Origin of the sequence: Amaricoccus sp., assembly GCF_017995835.1 — a bacterium.
Classification (GTDB): Bacteria; Pseudomonadota; Alphaproteobacteria; order Rhodobacterales; family Rhodobacteraceae; genus Amaricoccus.
Genome location: NZ_JAGOID010000022.1, coordinates 1 through 18,037 on the forward strand (window position 1 = coordinate 1; position 18,037 = coordinate 18,037).

General features: G+C 71.0%; 21 protein-coding genes. 10 read left to right on the top strand and 11 right to left on the bottom strand.

Annotated features, from left to right (window positions below):
* Window positions 1-525: 525 nt before the first annotated feature.
* Together clpA and KBA23_RS05590 are read left to right on the top strand one after the other, a co-directional pair.
* Complete coding sequence (clpA, locus tag KBA23_RS05585) at window positions 526-2,853, top strand: ATP-dependent Clp protease ATP-binding subunit ClpA (protein ID WP_290737715.1); 2,328 nt, start codon at window positions 526-528, stop codon at window positions 2,851-2,853.
* Window positions 2,854-2,935: 82 nt separating this feature from the next.
* Window positions 2,936-3,502, top strand: a complete 567-nt coding sequence (locus KBA23_RS05590) for a Uma2 family endonuclease (RefSeq protein ID WP_290737718.1) — start codon at window positions 2,936-2,938, stop codon at window positions 3,500-3,502.
* A 50-nt stretch (window positions 3,503-3,552) separates the two neighbouring features.
* On the opposite strand, the gene dxs is transcribed toward KBA23_RS05590, so the two are convergent.
* From dxs to KBA23_RS05610, 4 genes are all read right to left on the bottom strand, one after another.
* A complete protein-coding gene (gene dxs / locus KBA23_RS05595; RefSeq protein WP_290737721.1) occupies window positions 3,553-5,478 on the bottom strand; it encodes a 1-deoxy-D-xylulose-5-phosphate synthase in 1,926 nt (641 codons plus the stop codon).
* A gap of 18 nt (window positions 5,479-5,496) precedes the next feature.
* A complete protein-coding gene (locus KBA23_RS05600) occupies window positions 5,497-6,306 on the bottom strand; it encodes a farnesyl diphosphate synthase (RefSeq protein WP_290737833.1) in 810 nt (269 codons plus the stop codon).
* An 86-nt stretch (window positions 6,307-6,392) separates the two neighbouring features.
* Complete coding sequence (locus KBA23_RS05605) at window positions 6,393-6,638, bottom strand: exodeoxyribonuclease VII small subunit (protein ID WP_290737724.1); 246 nt, start codon at window positions 6,636-6,638, stop codon at window positions 6,393-6,395.
* Window positions 6,631-7,569 (bottom strand): histone deacetylase family protein, encoded by a 939-nt coding sequence (locus KBA23_RS05610; protein ID WP_290737727.1) that lies wholly within the window; start codon window positions 7,567-7,569, stop codon window positions 6,631-6,633. Before KBA23_RS05610 ends, KBA23_RS05605 begins: the two co-directional genes overlap by 8 nt.
* 126 nt (window positions 7,570-7,695) lie before the next feature.
* Between KBA23_RS05610 and KBA23_RS05615 the strand changes: the two genes are divergently transcribed.
* From KBA23_RS05615 to KBA23_RS05625, 3 genes are all read left to right on the top strand, one after another.
* A complete protein-coding gene (locus KBA23_RS05615; protein ID WP_290737730.1) occupies window positions 7,696-8,238 on the top strand; it encodes a DinB family protein in 543 nt (180 codons plus the stop codon).
* Between the two features lie 64 nt (window positions 8,239-8,302).
* The gene (locus KBA23_RS05620) at window positions 8,303-8,491 is read left to right on the top strand and encodes a PLD nuclease N-terminal domain-containing protein (protein ID WP_290737733.1); all 189 of its coding nucleotides are present in this window, start codon (window positions 8,303-8,305) and stop codon (window positions 8,489-8,491) included.
* Window positions 8,491-10,296, top strand: coding sequence for an aminopeptidase P family protein (locus tag KBA23_RS05625; protein WP_290737736.1), 1,806 nt, complete (start codon window positions 8,491-8,493; stop codon window positions 10,294-10,296). Before KBA23_RS05620 ends, KBA23_RS05625 begins: the two co-directional genes overlap by 1 nt.
* Window positions 10,297-10,358: 62 nt before the next feature.
* Here KBA23_RS05625 and KBA23_RS05630 read toward each other — a convergent pair whose 3' ends face one another.
* Window positions 10,359-11,156 (bottom strand): response regulator, encoded by a 798-nt coding sequence (locus tag KBA23_RS05630; protein WP_290737739.1) that lies wholly within the window; start codon window positions 11,154-11,156, stop codon window positions 10,359-10,361.
* A gap of 147 nt (window positions 11,157-11,303) precedes the next feature.
* Here KBA23_RS05630 and KBA23_RS05635 point away from each other — a divergent pair, with 147 nt between their 5' ends.
* Both KBA23_RS05635 and KBA23_RS05640 read left to right on the top strand, forming a co-directional pair.
* Window positions 11,304-11,543: a NepR family anti-sigma factor gene (locus KBA23_RS05635; protein WP_290737742.1), complete on the top strand. Its 240-nt coding sequence runs from the start codon at window positions 11,304-11,306 to the stop codon at window positions 11,541-11,543.
* Window positions 11,540-12,106 (top strand): sigma-70 family RNA polymerase sigma factor, encoded by a 567-nt coding sequence (locus tag KBA23_RS05640; protein WP_290737745.1) that lies wholly within the window; start codon window positions 11,540-11,542, stop codon window positions 12,104-12,106. Before KBA23_RS05635 ends, KBA23_RS05640 begins: the two co-directional genes overlap by 4 nt.
* Before the next feature lie 73 nt (window positions 12,107-12,179).
* Here KBA23_RS05640 and KBA23_RS05645 read toward each other — a convergent pair whose 3' ends face one another.
* The 3 genes from KBA23_RS05645 to KBA23_RS05655 all read right to left on the bottom strand — a co-directional run bounded on the left by KBA23_RS05645 (window position 12,180) and on the right by KBA23_RS05655 (window position 13,867).
* Entirely contained in the window at window positions 12,180-12,656 is a 477-nt protein-coding gene (locus KBA23_RS05645; RefSeq protein WP_290737748.1) for a PRC-barrel domain-containing protein, read from the bottom strand.
* 186 nt (window positions 12,657-12,842) lie between these two features.
* Window positions 12,843-13,040, bottom strand: a complete 198-nt coding sequence (locus KBA23_RS05650; RefSeq protein WP_290737751.1) for a CsbD family protein — start codon at window positions 13,038-13,040, stop codon at window positions 12,843-12,845.
* A gap of 89 nt (window positions 13,041-13,129) precedes the next feature.
* The gene (locus KBA23_RS05655) at window positions 13,130-13,867 is read right to left on the bottom strand and encodes a molybdopterin-binding protein (RefSeq protein ID WP_290737753.1); all 738 of its coding nucleotides are present in this window, start codon (window positions 13,865-13,867) and stop codon (window positions 13,130-13,132) included.
* A 39-nt stretch (window positions 13,868-13,906) separates the two neighbouring features.
* On the opposite strand from KBA23_RS05655, the gene sfsA reads away from it, so the two are divergent.
* Entirely contained in the window at window positions 13,907-14,611 is a 705-nt protein-coding gene (sfsA, locus tag KBA23_RS05660; protein ID WP_290737756.1) for a DNA/RNA nuclease SfsA, read from the top strand.
* A 219-nt stretch (window positions 14,612-14,830) separates the two neighbouring features.
* On the opposite strand, the gene KBA23_RS05665 is transcribed toward sfsA, so the two are convergent.
* Window positions 14,831-15,610 carry an SDR family oxidoreductase gene (locus KBA23_RS05665; protein ID WP_290737759.1) on the bottom strand — a complete coding sequence of 260 codons (780 nt, stop codon included), beginning with the start codon at window positions 15,608-15,610 and terminating at the stop codon, window positions 14,831-14,833.
* A gap of 106 nt (window positions 15,611-15,716) precedes the next feature.
* Between KBA23_RS05665 and KBA23_RS05670 the strand changes: the two genes are divergently transcribed.
* Entirely contained in the window at window positions 15,717-16,748 is a 1,032-nt protein-coding gene (locus KBA23_RS05670) for an LLM class flavin-dependent oxidoreductase (RefSeq protein WP_290737762.1), read from the top strand.
* Window positions 16,749-16,759: 11 nt separating this feature from the next.
* Here KBA23_RS05670 and KBA23_RS05675 read toward each other — a convergent pair whose 3' ends face one another.
* Together KBA23_RS05675 and KBA23_RS05680 are read right to left on the bottom strand one after the other, a co-directional pair.
* The gene (locus tag KBA23_RS05675) at window positions 16,760-17,383 is read right to left on the bottom strand and encodes a ParA family protein (RefSeq protein ID WP_290737766.1); all 624 of its coding nucleotides are present in this window, start codon (window positions 17,381-17,383) and stop codon (window positions 16,760-16,762) included.
* Between the two features lie 76 nt (window positions 17,384-17,459).
* Entirely contained in the window at window positions 17,460-17,660 is a 201-nt protein-coding gene (locus KBA23_RS05680) for a hypothetical protein (RefSeq protein WP_290737769.1), read from the bottom strand.
* Between the two features lie 155 nt (window positions 17,661-17,815).
* Here KBA23_RS05680 and KBA23_RS05685 point away from each other — a divergent pair, with 155 nt between their 5' ends.
* Window positions 17,816-18,034, top strand: coding sequence for a DUF465 domain-containing protein (locus KBA23_RS05685; RefSeq protein WP_290737771.1), 219 nt, complete (start codon window positions 17,816-17,818; stop codon window positions 18,032-18,034).
* Window positions 18,035-18,037: the final 3 nt, after the last annotated feature.

Here is an 18,037-nt window from a genome sequence, read left to right on the forward strand (position 1 = left end):
CGCCAGGTTCAAGTCATCGATATCTGGTGGGGCTCCTGCCATGCCCGCATGGATTCAGAAATCCCTGCGCTTGTGGATCCCCTATCGACACAACCGCCCACCTTTTTGCCCCGGTTACTGATAGATATGGTAACTACCTGAGTAAAAACGATAAAAGCGTCAAAGGCCAAAAAGCGCCCGCGAGTCGTTTCATGAGCCCGCCGGTATGACGCCCCTTGCGCAGGCGCGCCAGGACGCCGATATGTGGCCCACCTCCAGCCATCCCGGCTGTTGCGTTTGTTCTCTGCCGCAGCCTCGGGCAGGAAGGCGTTTCCGGTGTCCGGCGCGTGACCAGAACGTGACACTCGGTAACCTTGCGGAATAAGTGTTTTGCCCTTTGCCCACGGCGTGGGCATAATCTTCGTCAGCGGCCCTTGAAGGATGGTGGGCAGAACCGAAGTTTAAGGGACGGCGGGTAAGGCTCGAGGTCACTTGCCCGCGCCGGCGGTGGTTGCTGGCGGGTTTCAGACCGGAAGGACGTGGATTATGCCCTCTTTCTCGAGTACCTTAGAAGCCGCCATCCACAACGCGCTCGGGCATGCGAACCAGCGCAAGCACGAACTCGCGACGCTGGAGCATCTCCTGCTCGCCCTTCTCGACGAGCCCGAGGCCGCCAAGGTCATGCGTGCCTGCGGCGTCGACATCGAGAAGCTGCGAAAGAACATCGTGGCGTTCCTCGACGAGGAACTCGACGCGCTCATCTCCGACGTCGACGGCTCGGAGGCGGCGCCCACCACCGGGTTCCAGCGGGTGATCCAGCGCGCCGCGATCCACGTCCAGAGTTCCGGCCGGTCGGAGGTGACCGGGGCGAACGTGCTCGTCGCTATCTTCGCCGAGCGCGAGAGCCACGCCGCCTACTTCCTGCAGGAGCAGGACATGACCCGCTACGACGCGGTCAACTACATCAGCCACGGCGTCGCCAAGGATCCGTCCTACGGCGAGAACCGGCCGGTGAAGGGCGCGGAACCCGCGCCGGAGCAGAAGCAGCAGTCGACCGCCGCCGCCAAGGAAGGCGAGGAGACGGCGCTGCAGAAATACTGCGTCGACCTGAACGAGAAGGCCCGCAAGGGCCAGGTCGACCCGCTGATCGGCCGCGACCTCGAGGTCGAACGCTGCATCCAGGTCCTGTGCCGGCGGCGCAAGAACAACCCGCTCCTCGTCGGCGACCCGGGCGTCGGCAAGACCGCCATCGCCGAGGGGCTGGCGCGCAAGATCGTCGACGGCGAGACGCCGGGCGTGCTCGCCGACACCACCATCTTCGCGCTCGACATGGGCGCGCTCCTCGCCGGCACCCGCTATCGCGGCGACTTCGAGGAGCGGCTCAAGGCGGTGATGAAGGAGCTGGAGAACCACCCGAACGCGATCCTCTTCATCGACGAGATCCACACGGTGATCGGCGCGGGCGCGACGAGCGGAGGCGCGATGGACGCCTCGAACCTGCTGAAGCCGGCGCTCCAGTCGGGCACGCTGCGCTGCATGGGCTCGACCACCTACAAGGAGTATCGCCAGCACTTCGAGAAGGACCGCGCGCTGGCGCGGCGCTTCCAGAAGATCGACGTTAACGAGCCCTCGGTCGAGGACGCCTTCAAGATCCTCAAGGGGCTGAAGCCCTATTTCGAGGACCATCACGACGTGCGCTACACCCAGGACGCCATCCGCTCGGCGGTGGACCTGAGCGCGCGCTACATCCACGACCGCAAGCTGCCCGACAAGGCGATCGACGTGATCGACGAGGCCGGCGCCGCGCAGCACCTGCTGCCCGAGAGCCGGCGGCGCAAGACCATCACCTCGAAGGAGATCGAGGCCGTCGTGGCCAAGATCGCCCGCATCCCGCCGAAGAGCGTTTCCAAGGACGACGCCGAGGTGCTGAAGGATCTCGACACCACGCTGAAGCGGGTGGTGTTCGGCCAGGACAAGGCGATCGAGGCCCTCGCCTCGGCGATCAAGCTGAGCCGGGCGGGCCTGCGCGAGCCGGAGAAACCGATCGGCAACTACCTGTTCACCGGCCCCACCGGCGTCGGCAAGACCGAGGTGGCGAAGCAGCTCGCCGACAAGCTCGGTGTGCATCTGCTGCGCTTCGACATGTCGGAATACATGGAAAAGCACACGGTCAGCCGGCTGATCGGCGCGCCTCCGGGCTATGTGGGCTTCGACCAGGGGGGCTTGCTCACCGACGGCGTCGACCAGCACCCGCATTGCGTGCTGCTCCTCGACGAGATGGAGAAGGCGCACCCGGACGTCTACAACATCCTTCTCCAGGTGATGGACCACGGCAAGCTGACCGACCACAACGGCCGGACCGTGGATTTCCGCAACGTCGTGCTGATCATGACCTCGAACGCCGGCGCCGCCGAGCAGGCCCGGGAAGCGATGGGCTTCGGACGGTCGCGGCGCGAGGGCGAGGATTCGGCCGCGGTCGAGCGGCTGTTCACGCCGGAGTTCCGCAACCGGCTCGACGCCGTCATCAGCTTCGCGCCGCTGCCGCGCGAGGTGATCCTTCAGGTGGTGGAGAAGTTCGTGCTCCAGCTCGAGGCGCAGCTCCTCGACCGCAACGTCCAGATCGAGCTGACGCCGGAAGCGGCGGACTGGCTGGCGGAGAAGGGCTACGACGACAAGATGGGCGCGCGGCCGCTTGGCCGGGTGATCCAGGAGAACGTCAAGAAGCCGCTGGCCGAGGAACTGCTGTTCGGCAAGCTGACCAAGGGCGGTCTGGTGCGGGTGACGGTGGTCGACGGCGAACTGAAGCTCGCCATCGAATCCGCCGAGGCGCCGCGCATCACCTCCAAGCGCCCGCCGCTCCTGACCGCCGAGTGACGGCGGCGACCGCAGCAAAGGGGCCCGGGCGGCGACGCCCGGGCCTTTTGCTTTGGAGGGGCGTCCGGGGTATGCTGCCGCGATGAACGAGATGGCCCGGCGGGAGCGGCCCGCGACCTATCAGGACGTGCTCGATGCCCCGCCGACGATGGTGGCGGAGATCGCCAGTGGCCGGCTGCACCTGCATCCGCGGCCCTCGGCCCGGCATTCGCTCGCGGCGGTCGGGTTGGCGGGCCGGCTCGACGATCCGTTCCGGTTCGGACGTGGCGGACCGGGCGGGTGGTGGCTGCTGATCGAGCCGGAGTTGCATCTCGGCGAGGACGTACTCGTCCCCGACCTGTGCGGCTGGCGGCGGGAGCGGATGCCGGAGTTTCCCGACACGGCGGCGATCGACCTCGCGCCGGACTGGATCTGCGAGATCCTGAGCCCACGGACGCGCCGTTTCGATACGACGGAGAAGCGGGCAATCTACGGGGCGAGCGGGGTCGCTTGGCTGTGGCACCTCGACCCCGAGGCGCGCACGCTGGAAGTCTTCGAGAACCGCGCCGGGGCGTGGACCCTGGCCGCCACCCCGGCGGACGACGACGAGGTGCGCTGTCCGCCGTTCGAGGCCATCGCGTTTCCGCTCTCGGCGTTGTGGGCGGAGTGAGCCGGCCCGGCGAGTAGCCCTGCCTGGCGGAGCGAGGCGCTTCGCGGGGCTCAGGCCCGCCGCGCCCCCACTTGCGCCACCCCCAGCACCCCCAGCACCTTCGCCTCGACGTGCTCGGCATTCATCGCGGCGCTCGCGTACATCTTCGCCGGGCTGTCGTGGTCGATGAAGGTGTCGGGCAGGACCATCGAGCGGAACTTCAGGCCCCGGTCGAAGACGCCCGCCTCCGCCAGCAACTGCGCGACATGGCTGCCGAAGCCGCCGATGGCGCCCTCCTCGATGGTGATCAGCGCCTCGTGCCCGCGGGCGAGGCGCAGGATCAGGTCGCGGTCGAGGGGCTTCGCGAAGCGGGCGTCCGCCACCGTCGGCGCCAGCCCCCGGGCCGCAAGCGACTCGGCTGCCTTGAGCACCTCGGCGAGGCGGGCGCCGAAGGAGAGGATCGCCACCCGCGACCCCTCGCGCACCACCCGGCCGCGCCCGATCTCGAAGGGGCGGCCGCGCTCGGGCATCTCGACGCCGACGCCGTCGCCGCGGGGGAAGCGGAAGGCCGAGGGGCGGTCGTCGATGGCGGCGGCGGTCGCGACCATGTGGACGAGCTCCGCCTCGTCGGCGGCGGCCATGACCACGAAACCGGGCAGGTTGGCGAGGAAGGCGACGTCGAAGGCGCCGGCATGGGTCGGGCCGTCGGCGCCGACGAGCCCGGCCCGGTCGATGGCGAAGCGCACCGGCAGGCGCTGGATGGCGACGTCGTGCACCACCTGGTCGTAGCCGCGCTGGAGGAACGTCGAGTAGATCGTGCAAAAGGGCTTCATCCCCGCCGCGGCGAGCCCGGCGCAGAAGGTCACGCCGTGCTGCTCCGCGATCCCGACGTCGAAACAGCGGCGCGGGAAGCGTTCCGCGAAGAGGTTGAGCCCGGTGCCGTCCGGCATGGCCGCCGTCACGGCGACGATGCGGTCGTCGACCTCCGCCTCGCGGATCAGCGATTGCGCGAACACCTTGGTGTAGGACGGCGCGTTGGAGGGCGCCTTGACCTGGGCGCCGCTCGCCACGTCGAACTTCGCCACGCCGTGATACTTGTCCGCCGAGCGCTCGGCGGGGGCGTAACCCTTGCCCTTCCTCGTCAGCGCGTGGATCAGCACCGGCCCGTCGGCGCGGGCCCTGACCGTGCGCAGCGTCTGGAGGAGCTGGTCCATGTCGTGGCCGTCGACCGGGCCGACATAGGAGAAGCCGAGCTCCTCGAAGAGAGTGCCGCCGACGGTCGCGTGCTTGACCATGTCGCGGGCGCGCTTGGCACCTTCCTGCAAGGGCGGCGGCAGCAGGCGGACGGCGCCCTTCGCCACCGAATAGAGGTCCTGGAACGGCTCTCCGGTATAGAGCCGGGCGAGGTAGGAGGCCATGGCCCCGACGGGCGGCGCGATCGACATCTCGTTGTCGTTGAGGATGACGAAGAGCCGCTTCTTCAGGTGGCCGGCGTTGTTCATCGCCTCGTAGGCCATGCCGGCCGACATGGAGCCGTCGCCGATCACCGCGATCACGTCGCCCACGTCCCTTGCGCCGAGGTCGCGGGCCACCGCGAAGCCGAGGCCGGCCGAGATCGAGGTCGAGGAATGCGCGGCGCCGAACGGGTCATAGGGGCTCTCGGCGCGCCTGGTAAACCCCGACAGTCCGCCACCGGCGCGGAGCGTGCGGATGCGGTCGCGCCGGCCAGTCAGGATCTTGTGCGGATAGCACTGGTGGCCGACGTCCCAGATCAGCTTGTCGGTCGGCGTGTTGAAGACGGCGTGGATGGCGACCGTCAGCTCGACGACGCCGAGCCCGGCGCCGAGATGGCCGCCGGTGACCGAGACGGCCGAGATCGTCTCGGCGCGCAGCTCGTCGGCGAGGCTGCGCAACTCCGCGTTCGTCAGGCCGTGCAGGTCGGCGGGCAGGCGGACGCGATCGAGAAGCGGCGTCCTTGGTCGTGGGTCGCTGGTCATCGTGGCTTCCTTCGCGCCTCAGGCCGGGCGCTCGACGGCGAAGGCGGCGGCATGGCGCAGGGTGTCGGCGGCCGAGCCATAGGCAGCGAGAGCATCGCACGCGCTGGCGGCGAGGTCACGCGCCTTGCGCCGCGCGCCCTCGAGCCCGAGCAGGCCGACGAAGGTCGCCTTGCCGGCGGCCGCGTCCTTGCCGACGCGCTTGCCGGCGGTCTCGGGATCGCCCTCGACGTCGATGATGTCGTCGCGGACCTGGAAGGCGAGGCCGAGATCCGCGGCGTAGCGGCGCAGCGGCTCCGGGTCGGAGCGGCCGAGGATAGCGCCGGATTCGGCGGCCCAGACGATCAGCGCGCCGGTCTTGAGCGCCTGGAGCCCGGTGACGGCGCCGAGGTCGAGCGGCTCGGCGGCACGCTCGGCGGCGAGGTCGAGCGACTGGCCGCCGACCATGCCGACGGCCCCGGCCGCCTGGGCGAGGCGGTGGATCAGTCGGACCTGCAACCGCGGGTCGATCCCGCCCTGCGCCGCGGCGAGGATTTCGAAGGCGAGCGACTGCAATGCGTCGCCGGCGAGAACCGCGGTCGCCTCGTCCCACTTCACGTGGACGGTCGGCTGCCCGCGCCGGGTGTCGTCGTCGTCCATGCAGGGCATGTCGTCATGGACGAGGCTGTAGGCGTGCAGGCATTCCACCGCCGCCGCGGCGCGCAGCGCCTGCGCGCCCGGCGCACGGAACAGCGCGGCGCTCTCGATGGCGAGGAAGGCGCGCAGCCGCTTGCCGCCGCCAAGCGTGGCGTGGCGCATCGCCTCGGCGAGCGGGGTCTCGGGCGGGGGCAGAAGGGCGGCGAGAACCGCTTCCGTGGCGGCTGCGTGCGCGCGCAGGCGCTCCGTGAACCGGGCGAGCAGGGCGTCGTCCACGGGACTCAGGCCGGGTCGAGCGGCTTCGCGCCGGTGACGGCGCCATCCGGGCCGGCGACGATCTGCGCCACCCGGGCCTCGGCGGCCTTGAGCTTCGCCTCGCACAGGCTGCGCAACTCGGCCCCGCGGGCGTAGAGCGCGATCGATTCCTCGAGCGGCGCAGAGCCGGCTTCGAGACGGTGGACCACGGCCTCAAGCTCGGCCAGCGCCGCCTCGAAGCTCATCTCGGCGACCGGGATCTCGTCAGCCATGCCCGTACTCCATCAGCACGCGCACATGCGCCGCGACCGAGTTCGCCAGCGACCCGAGGTCGTAGCCGCCTTCGAGCGTCGAGACGATCCGCCCGCCGCAGCAGGTGTCGGCGAGGTCGCAAAGCTGCGCCGTAGCCCAGGCGAAGTCGGCCTCGGTCAGATTCAGGTTCGCCATTGGGTCGCGGGCGTGCGCATCGAAACCCGCGGAGACAAGGATCATCTCCGGCGCATGGGCCTCGATCGCCGGCAGCACGCGGCCGAGGAAACCGGCGCGGAAGGCCGGGCCGCCCGCGCCGGGCGGCAGCGGCACGTTGACGATCTGCCCGTGCGCGCCGACCTCCTCGGCCGCGCCGGAACCCGGATAGAGCGGCATCTGCTGGGTCGAGCAGAACAGGATGCGCGCATCCTCCCACACGAGGTCCTGGGTGCCGTTGCCGTGGTGCACGTCGAAGTCGACGATCGCCACGCGCTCGAGCCCGTGCGCCTCGAGCGCATGACGCGCCCCGACGACGACGTTGCCGAAGAAGCAGAAGCCCATGGCCGTCGCCGTCTCGGCGTGGTGCCCGGGCGGGCGCACGGCGCAGAAGGCGTTGTCGACCTCGCGCCCCACCACCATGTCGACCGCCGCCACCACCGCGCCGGCCGCCCGGCGGGCGGCCGTGAGCGAGGCCGGGCCCATGTAGGTGTCGGCGTCGAGCTCGACCCAGCCGGCGTTCGGCATCCGCGCCGTCAGCTGCGCCAGGTGCCGCTTCGGATGCGCCCGCAGCAGCTGCTCGTCGTCGGCGAGCGGCGCGTCGACGCGCACGAGATAGGCGAATTCCTCCGCCTCCAGCGCGGCTTGGATGGCTTTCAGACGCTCGACCCGCTCGGGGTGCCCGGGCGGGTTGACGTGAAGCAGGCAGTCGGGATGCGAGATAAGCGCCGTGGTCATCCGCGCGACGTTATTCCGCCCGACCGGCAGGTTCAAACGCTATTCGCCGTGCGTCGGCGGACTCGCGCGGACGATCGCGGCGCGCTAGGCTCCGGTCTCTGGACGTGCCGGGAGGACATGCGGGATATGGGGAAAGCACTGATCCGGCATTTCCGGGAGATGGCGCGCAACAACGCCTGGGCGAACGACCGGCTGCTCTCGGCCTGCTGCGTGCTGAGTTCAGTCGACTTCGCCGCCACGCGCACGAGCTTCTTTCCCTCGATCCGCGAGACGCTGAATCACAACCTGCTCGTCGATCTCTACTATCTCGACGCGCTGGAGCAGGGGGGCGCGGGCCGCGCGATCTGGCAGAACCGGCGCGACCTCGGCACGGCGCGAGGGCTCCGGACGGCGCAGGCCCGCGCCGACCGGAGGCTGATCGCCTTCTGCGACGCGCTGGAGCCGGAGCGGCTGGCGGTCCGGGTGGACGTCGACCGCGGCCATCCGGTTCCCGAGCGGATCGACGCGCTTCTCGCCCACCTCTTCCAGCACCAGATCCACCATCGCGGCCAGGCCCACGCCATGCTGGCGGGGACCGCGGCAAGGCCGCCCCAGCTCGACGAGTTCTTCCTCGACTACGACCGCGATCCCGGCGCACTCGCGCTCGGCCTCTGGCCGGTCCCGGAATAAGCCCGCTGGCGGGCCGGGACGCGGGAGGCTAATCAGGCGGGACGCGTCGGACAGGAGGCAGGTCATGCGCATCGAGGTCGTCGGCGTCGGCGGGTTCATCCTGTTCGCGCTCAGCATCTGGGCGATCGTCTCGATCGTCGGCTCCCGGGCCGGGACCGGCGCGAAGGTGATCTGGGTGCTCGCCATCCTGTTCCTGCCGTTCCTCGGCTTCATCGCCTGGCTCCTGTTCGGGCCGCGCGCGGCACGTCACTGATGTTGCAGAACTTCCACCGCCGCACGACGCCCGACACGGCGGCGGCGCGCCTTGCCGCACTGCGCGCCGCGATGGCGGAGGCCGGGGTGGACGCCTTCCTCGTGCCGCGGGCCGACGCCCACCAGGGCGAGAACGTCGCGCCCCGCGACGATCGGCTGGCCTGGCTCACGGGCTTCACCGGCTCGGCCGGCTTCGCGGTCGTCACCCGCGACGCCGCGGCGATCTTCGTCGACGGCCGCTACCGGTTGCAGGTCCGCGCCGAGACCGACCCGGCGGTCGTCGCCTGGGCGAGCCTGCCCGACGACAAGGCCGAGGACTGGCTCGTGGCGGCGCTGCCCGGAGGCGGGCGGGTGGGCTTCGACCCCTGGCTGCACGGCGCCGCCGAGATCGAGACGTTGACGGCCGCGCTCGGGCCGCGCCAGCTCGCGCTGGTGCGCGCCCCGAACCTCGTCGACAGGGTCTGGGTCGACCAGCCGCCGCCGCCCGCGGCGCCGCTCGCGATCCAGCCCGACGCGCTGGCCGGGCGAAGCGCGGCGGAAAAGCGCGCCGAGATCGGCCGCGCCCTCGCCGGGGGCGGGCTCGCCGCGGCGGTGCTGACGCTGCCCGATTCGATCGCCTGGCTCCTGAACGTCCGCGGCGGCGACGTGGCGCGCACGCCCGCGCCGCTCGCCTTCGCGGTTATCGCCTCCGACGGCCGCGTCGATCTCCTGCTCGACCCGGCCAAGGTCGGCCCCGAGGTCGCCGCCCATCTCGGTCCGGACGTGCGGATCCGGCCCGAGGCGGAATTCGGCGCCGTGCTCGACGGCCTCGCCGGCCGCGTCGCCCTCGACCGGACGACGGCGCCGCTCTGGGTCTCCGACCGCCTCGCCGCCGCCGGCCGCGCCGAGATCGTCTGGACGCCCGATCCCTGCGTGCTGCCCAAGGCGACCAAGACCGAGGCCGAGATCGCCGGCGCACGCGCCGCCCACCGGCGCGACGGCGCGGCCATGGCCTCGTTCCTCGCCTGGCTCGACGCGACGGCGCCCGGCGGCGGGCTGACCGAGATCGACGTCGTCCGCCGCCTCGAGGACATCCGCCGCGAGACCGGCGCGCTGCGCGACATCTCCTTCGACACCATCTGCGGCGCGGGTCCGGACGGCGCCATCGTCCACTACCGCGTCTCCGAGGCGACCAACCGCCCCGTGCGCCCGGGCGAACTGCTGCTCGTCGACAGCGGGGCGCAATACCAGGACGGCACCACCGACATTACCCGCACCGTCGCCATCGGCGACCCGCCGCCCGGCGCCGCCGTGGCCTTCACGCTGGTGCTGAAGGGGCTGATCGCCATGAGCCGCCTGCGCTGGCCGCCGGGCCTCGCCGGCCGCGACATCGACGCGATCGCCCGGGCGCCGCTCTGGGCCGCCGGGCTCGACTACGACCACGGAACCGGCCACGGCGTCGGCAGCTATCTCGGCGTCCACGAGGGACCCGCCGGCCTGTCGCGCCGCTCGGCCGAGCCGATCCGGCCGGGGATGATCCTCTCCATCGAGCCCGGCTTCTACCGCGAGGGCGCCTTCGGCATCCGCATCGAGAACCTCGCCGTCGTGCGCCCGCCCGAGACCCCCGAGGGCGGCGAGCGCCCGATGCTGGGCTGGGAGACGCTGACCCTCGCCCCGATCGACCGTCGCCTGATCGACCCCTCCCGCCTCGACGCGGCCGAGCGCGCCTGGCTCGACGCCTACCACGCCCGCGTCGCGTCCGAACTCACGCCGCTCCTGCCCGCCGCCACTGCCGCCTGGCTCCGGACCGCCTGCGCGCCGCTCTGATTCGCGAGAAGCGCTTCCGGCCAACGCTCCCGTCAGGGCGCCGGGTTCCGGAGCGCAGGACGTCAGGCCACCGCCGCCCGGGCCTCGTCGTTGAAGAACAGCGCCTGGCTGATGCAGGCCTTCACCTGGTCCTCGTCGAACGGCTTGTTCACCAGGAACGTCGGTTCGGGCCTCTCGCCAGTCAGCAGGCTCTCGGGGAAGGCGGTGATGAAGATCACCGGCAGCGGCGTGTCGGAGATGATCTCGTTGACCGCGTCGAGTCCGGAGGAGCCGTCGGCAAGCTGGATGTCGGCCAGCACCAATCCCGGCGGATCGGCCTTGAAGAGCTCGACCGCCTCCGCCCTGGTGCGGGCGATGCCGGTGACCCGATGCCCGAGCGACAGCGCGATCCGCTCGATGTCCATGGCGATGAGCGGCTCGTCCTCGATGATCAGGATCGAGGTCGCGACCTGGCGGGAGATTTCCTCCGAGGCCCGCCGCAGCAGCTCCATCGCCTCCGCCGGTGTGACGTCGAGGATCTCGGCGATCTCCTCGCGGTTGTAACCCTCGAGCGCGGCGAGGAGGAACGCCTGCCGCGACGGGGGCGAGACCTGCGCGAGATTGCCGGCCGTCCGACGCTCCCAGGCCGACGCCGGCGCTGTCGGCTCGATCGCGGCCTGAAGGCCGGCGAAGCTGCGGGCGTAGAGGCTGAAAACGGCGATCCTGTCGCCCGACGCCTCGGGAAAGATCGTGATGTCCGCGATCAGCATCTCGAGCAGCGCCCGGACGCAGGCGTCTCCCGACGCCTGGCTGCCGGTGATCGCGCGCGAGTAGCGCCGCAGGCTGGGGAGATGCGGGGCGATCCGCGTGGAGAGTGGCATGACTACCCCGTGAAATGTGCAGCGCGCGCCCGGCTCGTGAGCGCGCAGTGCCCGAAAACGCACGCTCGCGCGAAAAGTTCCCGACCGGCCGGAACCATTCTCTCGCTCCGGACATTGCCGCTATGCTTGCAGACCAAGGACAGCCAGTTGAGATCGATCGTCGTGACCGGAAGACGCCCCCCCGGAGAGCCGCCCCCCGAGGGACAGGCTGTTTCCCGCCCGCCTCGCCGCGCCAGACCGCGGTCCAGGGACCTCCTCGGCCCCGAATGCGAGATCGGGTTCCGCCTGCGCGAATACTACGGCGCCTTCGAGAAGGAGCCCATACCGCCCGAGATCATCGACCTTCTCGAGCGGCTCGACGAGGTCGAGCGCCGGAGCGACCCGTGACCGGCGAGGACGGCGCCGTCCCGAGCTTCAAGGCCACTCTGATCGCCGCCCTGCCCTCGCTCCGCGCCTTCGCCATGTCGCTGACCGGACGCCACGACCAGGCCGACGATCTGGTGCAGGAGACGGTGACGCGCGCCTGGGCCAAGCAGGACGCCTTCACCCTCGGCACCAACATGAACGCATGGCTCTTCACGATCCTGCGCAACCTCTTCTACAGCCAGATGCGCAAGCGCGGACGCGAAGTGCAGGACGTCGACGGCGCCTTCTCCTCCCGGGTCGGCGTCGCGCCGAGCCATGACGGGCGGATGGACCTCGCCGACTTCCGGCGCGCCCTCGACCGCCTGCCGCCGAACCAGCGCGAGGCGCTGTTGCTGATCGGGGCGGCCGGGTTCTCCTACGAGGAGGCCGCGGAGATCTGCGGCTGCGCCGTCGGCACGGTAAAGAGCCGCGTCAGCCGGGCGCGCTTGCGGCTCCAGGAACTCCTCGGCGTCTCCGGGGCCAGCGACTACGGCCCCGATGCGACCACCTCGGCGCCGGTCGTGACCCGAGCCTTCGCCGACTGAGCCCTGCGCCACCCGAGAAACGGCGCCGCTCCCCCGAGCGGCGCCGGCGTTCTTGCTTCGCGTGCCGGAAAGGTCAGCCCTCGTAGACGGGCCGGTTCTCGATGCTCTCCGGCGTCAGGTTCGTCCGGACGATGAGCGCGCCGGTCGAATCCTGCAACACCTGGACCTCGTCCGGTTCGAGCAGGACCTTGTTGGCGCCGAACCCGAGCACGCCGCCGAACGTCGCCACCACGCCCTCGACCTCGTTGTTGTCCGTGATCAGCACATCGCCGACCGTGGCGATGGTCTCGTCGTTATGGTTGACGAGGTTGGTCCCGATCAGCTGGTCCGTCGAGATCGTCGACAGCTCCACCGTGGTGAAACCCTCCGGCGCCAACGGATCCGCAGCCGGCGCCATGGGATCAGCCGCCGGCGCCAGCGGCGCCGGGGTCACGCCGTCCATCGGCGCAACCGCCGGCGGGGTGGCGGGGTCCACGGGCTGGGTCTGGGCCTGAACGCCCGCGACCGCGAGCGCGGCGAATGCGGCGGAGGCGAATAGGGTCTTCAGCATTTGAGGCTCTCCTTCTGGTCAACTCGTCTCCTCGGAAGCAATTGCGGCTCCGGGACGTCGAACCAACGCCACCGGATGCATGAAGTTCCGGAATATTCCGAAACAGATTTCAACCATTCGCATATTCCAATAAACAGGCGGGCACCCCAGAGGAGCGCCCACCAAAAAAGCCCGCCGGGCCGTCGATCAGTTCATCTTCGCCCAGTCATCGACCTGCTTCTCGGCCTCTTCCTTGGTCACGCCGTAGGCCGACTGAACCTTGCCGGCCAGCTCGCGGCGGCTCCCCTTGACTTCCTGAAGATCGTTGTCCGTGAGCTTGCCCCAACGCTTCTGCGCGGCGCCGGTCATTTCCTTCCACTTGCCTTCGATCTGGTCCCAGTTCATGCGGTCCTCCTTGCGTCGGCCATCATCGGCCGCCGGGTACCCAACGTCCCCGCACGGGTCAGGTTCCCGTTCCGCGCCGCCCGCGACGGTCAGGCCGGCGCCCCGAGCCCGGCGACGAGCGCGGCCAGCCCGGCCTTCGCGGCGGCCAGCGCGTCCGCATCGGCGGAGCGCAGGACCACGCTGGCGCCGAAGCCCTGCTCGTCCTGGAACGGATAGCATCCGATGGCGACGGCGGGATGCGCGGCGGCAAGCTCCGCGAGCGGGCCCGCGATGATCCCCTCCGGCCGGCGAATGATCCGCGAGACGCTGCCGACCGGCGCGCCGGCCGCCAGCCGCGGCGCCAGCCAGCCAACCATGGCGACGAAAACCTGCGGCACGCCCGCCATGACATGGACATTGCCGATCGTGAAACCCGGCGCCTTCGAGACGGCGTTCTCGATCAGGGTCGCGCCGTCGGGGATGCGCGCCATCCGCAGCCGCGCCGGGTTCAGCTCCCGCTCCGGATCGGCGTAGTTGGTCGCGAGGATGGCGCGGGCGTCCGCGCGCACGCCGATCCCGACCCCGAACGCGGCGGCGATGGCGTCGGCGGTGATGTCGTCATGGGTCGGCCCGATGCCGCCCGAGGTGAAGACGTGATCGTAGCGCGACCGCAGCGCATTGACCGCGGCGACGATCTCCTCCGTCACGTCGGGCACCGCCCGCGCCTCGCGCAGGTCGATGCCGATGGCGGCCAGCGTCCGGGCAAGGTGGTTGGTGTTGGTGTCGAGCGTGCGCCCGGACAGGATCTCGTCCCCGATGGTCAGCATCGCGGCGGTCGGATTCGGCATCGGCTTGCCCTCGTTGCGGCGGCGCGCCACGGTCGGGGGATGCAGTTCGCCCGCCCCCTCCTCCGCGGCCGCCTCGTGCGACGGTATAAGCGATTCTTCGCGGACGTCATGCTCGACGACGGCCGGGAGGTCACGGCGCATTGCCCGAACCCCGGCGCCATGCTCGGGCTCGTCGCCCCGGGCCTGCCGGTCTGGGTCGAGCCCAACGACGACCCGCGCCGGAAACTGCGTTTCGCCTGGCGGCTGGCCGAGCCCGAGCCGGGGCGCTGGGTCGGCATCGATGCGAGCCTGCCCAACCGCGTCGTCGCCGAGGGCCTCGCCGCCGGCCTCGCGCCGGCGCTCGCCGGCTACGACGCCTTTCGGCCCGAGACCCGCTACGGCGCGGCGAGCCGCGTCGACTTCCTCGCCGCCGGTCCCGGACTGCCGCCGGCCTATGTGGAGGTGAAGAACGTCCACTTCTGCCGCACGCCCGGGCTCGCCGAGTTTCCCGACTGCGTGACCGCGCGCGGCGCGAAGCACCTGCGCGAACTCGCCGCCATGGTGGCGGGCGGCGCGCGCTCGATCATGCTCTACCTCGTCCAGCGCGGCGACTGCGACCGGATGCGCGTCGCCGCCGACCTCGACCCGGCCTATGCCGCCGCCTTCGCCGCCGCCCGCGCCGCCGGCGTCGAAGCCGTCGCCCACCGCGCCGACGTCTCCCCCGCGGGCGTCGCCTTCGGCGGCGAGATCCCGATGGTCGAATAGTGCCTTCGCCGCTGCCTGATAGAGTCTACCAAGGCCACCCGGCACAACACGGGCTAACACGCGTGATAGATAGGGTAACTATCTGAATATACACGATAAAAATGTCAAAGGCCAAAAAGGTCCGCGAGTCGTTTCATCGCCGGTATGATCCCTTCGGCACGGCCTGCTGCGTCCATCCGACTTCGACGCATCGACCGGACCGATCAGGCGGAGTTGGTTTCACATCGTCAGGTTCGTCGCCCCGCCGTCGATCAGGAGGTTCTGCCCGACGATGAAACCCGCATGGACCGAGCACAGGAAGGCGCAGGCCGCCCCGAATTCCTCCGCCGTGCCGTAGCGGCGGGCGGGAATGCCCGCCTCGCGCTGGCGGCGCGCCTCGGCGGCGTCGATCCTGCCCGACTTCGCAGCACCTGCGTCGAGCGCCTCGGCGCGGGCGGTGTCGTGGATGCCGGGCAGGAGGTTGTTGATCGTCACGCCCTTCTCCGCCACCTGCCGCGCCGTCCCCGCGACGAAACCGGTGAGCCCGGTGCGCGCGGCGTTCGACAGGCCGAGGGCGGGAATCGGCGCGCGCACCGCCTGCGAGGTGATGTTGACGACGCGGCCCCAGCCGCGCGCCATCATCGCGGGCAGCGTCGCCTGCATCAGCGCGATCGGCGTCAGCATGTTGGCGTCGAGCGCCCTGATGAAGTCGTCGCGGCTCCAGTCGGACCACAGGCCCGGCGGCGGACCGCCGGCGTTGGTCACGAGGATGTCGGGGTCCGGACAGGCGGCGAGGAGCGCCTCGCGCCCCGCCTCGGTGGTCACGTCGCCCGCCACGGCGGTGACTGCGACGCCGTGGCGGGCGCGGATCGCCGCCGCCGTCGCCTCCAGCGCCTCGACGCCGCGCGCGCCGATGACGAGATCGACGCCCTCCGCCGCCAGCGCCTCGGCGCAGCCGCGCCCCAGCCCCCGCGACGCGGCGCACACGATCGCCTTGCGGCCCCTGATGCCGAGATCCATCCCGTCCTCCCTTTTCCGGCCGAGCCTACGACCTGCGCCGACGCGCGCAAGGGTTGACCGCCGCGACCGAGGCGCGGAATGTCGCGCGCCACCAGCGGAGCCCGCCATGCCCACGCCTATCGAGATCGGCCTCGACACCTTCGGCGACGTCACCCGCGCCCCTGACGGCGGCCTGAACCCGCACGGGCAGGTGCTGCGCGACGTGGTCGAGGAGGCGGTGCTCGCCGATGCGGTCGGCGTCGACTTCATCGGCCTCGGCGAGCACCACCGCGACGACTTCGCCATCTCCTCGCCCGAGATCGTGCTCGCCGCCATCGGCGCGCGGACCCGGCGCATACGGCTCGGAACGGCCGTCACGGTGCTCTCCTCCGACGACCCCGTGCGGGTGTTCGAGCGCTTCTCCACCCTCGACGCCCTGACCGGCGGCCGGGCCGAGATCATCCTCGGCCGCGGCTCCTTCACCGAGAGCTTTCCGCTCTTCGGCTTCGAGCTTTCCGACTACGAGCGCCTGTTCGAGGAGAAGCTCGACCTGCTTGCGCGGCTGCTGAAGGGCGGCCCCGTCACCTGGTCGGGCACGACCCGGCCGCCCCTGAAGAACCAGCGCGTCTGGCCGCCGCTCGGCCCGCAGGGGCTCAAGGCCTGGGTCGGGATCGGCGGCAGCCCGGAATCGGTGGTCCGGGCGGTGCGCAACGACCTGCCGATGATGCTCGCGATCATCGGCGGCGACCCGGCGCGGTTCCGGCCCTATGTCGAGCTTTACCAGCGGGCCTGCGCCGAACTCGGCCGCCCGGTCCGCCCCGTCGGCGTGCACTCGCCCGGCCATGTCGCCGCGACCGACGCCGCGGCGCGCGAGGAACTCTGGCCCGGCTACAGGGCGCTCAACGACCGGATCGGGCGCGAGCGCGGCTGGCCCCCGGCGACGCGCGAGCGTTTCGAGGCCGAGGCGGATCACGGCGCGCTGCATGTCGGCGCGCCGGAGACGGTGGCGCGCAAGATCGCCCGGACGCTCAAGGCGGTCGGCGCCGCGCGCTTCGAGATGAAATATTCGAGCGGCCCGATGCCCCACGACCAGCTGATGACGAGCATCGAGCTCTACGGCGCGCGGGTCATCCCCCTCGTCCGGGACATGATGGCCTGAACCCGCCGCCGTCACCCCAGCGCGTCGAGCACCGGCTTCCACTGCGCCCGGATCGGGCCGGCGCCACGCGCGGCGCGGTCGAAGATGGCGAGCCCCTCCTCGGCGAGATCGGCGTAGACCGCCCGCTCCGAGATCCAGGCGACCGGCTCCTGACCGAGCGAGGCGAAGAAGGCCTGCAGCCGCTCCGTGGCGTGCAACCGCGGCTTTACCCGGTTGGCGATCAGGTGGACGGAGACCTTGCCCTTGCGCACCCGCTTCACCTCCTCGATTTCCTTGAGGAACCGCCGGGTGGAATCCGCGTCGAAGGACGAGGGCAGGACCGGCGTCACCACCGCGTCCGTCTCGGCGATGAGCGCCTCGGCGCGGTTGCCGCCCAGCGCCCCCGGCGCGTCGATCACCAGCCAGTCGATCCGCTTCGGCGCGTCGCCGACGTCGCCGGCATGGCTCCAGTCGAGGCCGCGGATCGCCGGAGCCGTCGGAGGCCGGTGCTTCAGCCAGCGCAGCGACGACTTCTGCGGGTCCGCGTCGGCGAGCGCCACCGCCCCGCCTCCCGCCGCCAGCGCCGAGGCCACCGTGATCGCCACCAGCGTCTTGCCGCACCCGCCCTTGCGGTTCGCCACCAGCACCGTCCGCATCGTCCTCCCCCTGTCGCCTCTTTTCGCGCGACCGTGGGGCGCATTCGGCCCGGGCGCAACCCCGCAGCGCCGCGACCTAGCGCCGGCGGACCCGATCCCGGGCCTTCGAGTCGTCCGGGCTGTCCTCGGGATCGTCCTGCCGCGCCGCCATGTCGAGGAAGTGACAGCATTCTTCGCAGCACACCTCGATCGACGGAAACAGGTCCGGCTGGAGACGCAACCGCTCCGCCCGCGGCGCCGGCGGATCCTCGCGCGTCGACTTCTCGTTTCCGGTCATGGCGGCCTCCGCGCCAGCCGCCCCTTCGGCGGCCCCACGAGCATATACCCTCCTGTCGCCATCACGAAGGCAATCCGCCGACCCGCACGCGGATCTGGATGCGCCCCCCGCCTTGGCCGTATATAACTGGCGAGAACAATCCGGCCCGGGCGAGCATGACCGAACCTCCTCTCTTGTCGCGCGAAGAGGTGCTTCGCATCAAGCTCGAGCTCCTGCAGCGCGAGCATCGCGATCTCGACGACGCCATCGCCGCGCTGGACGGGGGCGGTCGGGCCGACCAGCTGACCCTGCGCCGGCTCAAGAAGCGCAAGCTCATGCTCAAGGACCAGATCACGCGCATCAGCGACGAGATCACCCCCGACATCATCGCCTGACCG

Excerpts from the sequence above, each read along its gene's own strand:
- clpA (WP_290737715.1), top strand. The coding sequence starts at position 526 with ATGCCCTCTTTCTCGAGTACCTTAGAAGCCGCCATCCACAACGCGCTC.
- KBA23_RS05590 (WP_290737718.1), top strand. The coding sequence starts at position 2,936 with ATGAACGAGATGGCCCGGCGGGAGCGGCCCGCGACCTATCAGGACGTG.
- dxs (WP_290737721.1), bottom strand. The coding sequence starts at position 5,478 with ATGACCAGCGACCCACGACCAAGGACGCCGCTTCTCGATCGCGTCCGC.
- KBA23_RS05605 (WP_290737724.1), bottom strand. The coding sequence starts at position 6,638 with ATGGCTGACGAGATCCCGGTCGCCGAGATGAGCTTCGAGGCGGCGCTG.
- KBA23_RS05610 (WP_290737727.1), bottom strand. The coding sequence starts at position 7,569 with ATGACCACGGCGCTTATCTCGCATCCCGACTGCCTGCTTCACGTCAAC.
- KBA23_RS05615 (WP_290737730.1), top strand. The coding sequence starts at position 7,696 with ATGGGGAAAGCACTGATCCGGCATTTCCGGGAGATGGCGCGCAACAAC.
- KBA23_RS05620 (WP_290737733.1), top strand. The coding sequence starts at position 8,303 with ATGCGCATCGAGGTCGTCGGCGTCGGCGGGTTCATCCTGTTCGCGCTC.
- KBA23_RS05625 (WP_290737736.1), top strand. The coding sequence starts at position 8,491 with ATGTTGCAGAACTTCCACCGCCGCACGACGCCCGACACGGCGGCGGCG.
- KBA23_RS05630 (WP_290737739.1), bottom strand. The coding sequence starts at position 11,156 with ATGCCACTCTCCACGCGGATCGCCCCGCATCTCCCCAGCCTGCGGCGC.
- KBA23_RS05645 (WP_290737748.1), bottom strand. The coding sequence starts at position 12,656 with ATGCTGAAGACCCTATTCGCCTCCGCCGCATTCGCCGCGCTCGCGGTC.
- KBA23_RS05650 (WP_290737751.1), bottom strand. The coding sequence starts at position 13,040 with ATGAACTGGGACCAGATCGAAGGCAAGTGGAAGGAAATGACCGGCGCC.
- KBA23_RS05655 (WP_290737753.1), bottom strand. The coding sequence starts at position 13,867 with ATGCCGAATCCGACCGCCGCGATGCTGACCATCGGGGACGAGATCCTG.
- sfsA (WP_290737756.1), top strand. The coding sequence starts at position 13,907 with ATGCAGTTCGCCCGCCCCCTCCTCCGCGGCCGCCTCGTGCGACGGTAT.
- KBA23_RS05665 (WP_290737759.1), bottom strand. The coding sequence starts at position 15,610 with ATGGATCTCGGCATCAGGGGCCGCAAGGCGATCGTGTGCGCCGCGTCG.
- KBA23_RS05670 (WP_290737762.1), top strand. The coding sequence starts at position 15,717 with ATGCCCACGCCTATCGAGATCGGCCTCGACACCTTCGGCGACGTCACC.
- KBA23_RS05675 (WP_290737766.1), bottom strand. The coding sequence starts at position 17,383 with ATGCGGACGGTGCTGGTGGCGAACCGCAAGGGCGGGTGCGGCAAGACG.
- KBA23_RS05680 (WP_290737769.1), bottom strand. The coding sequence starts at position 17,660 with ATGACCGGAAACGAGAAGTCGACGCGCGAGGATCCGCCGGCGCCGCGG.
- KBA23_RS05685 (WP_290737771.1), top strand. The coding sequence starts at position 17,816 with ATGACCGAACCTCCTCTCTTGTCGCGCGAAGAGGTGCTTCGCATCAAG.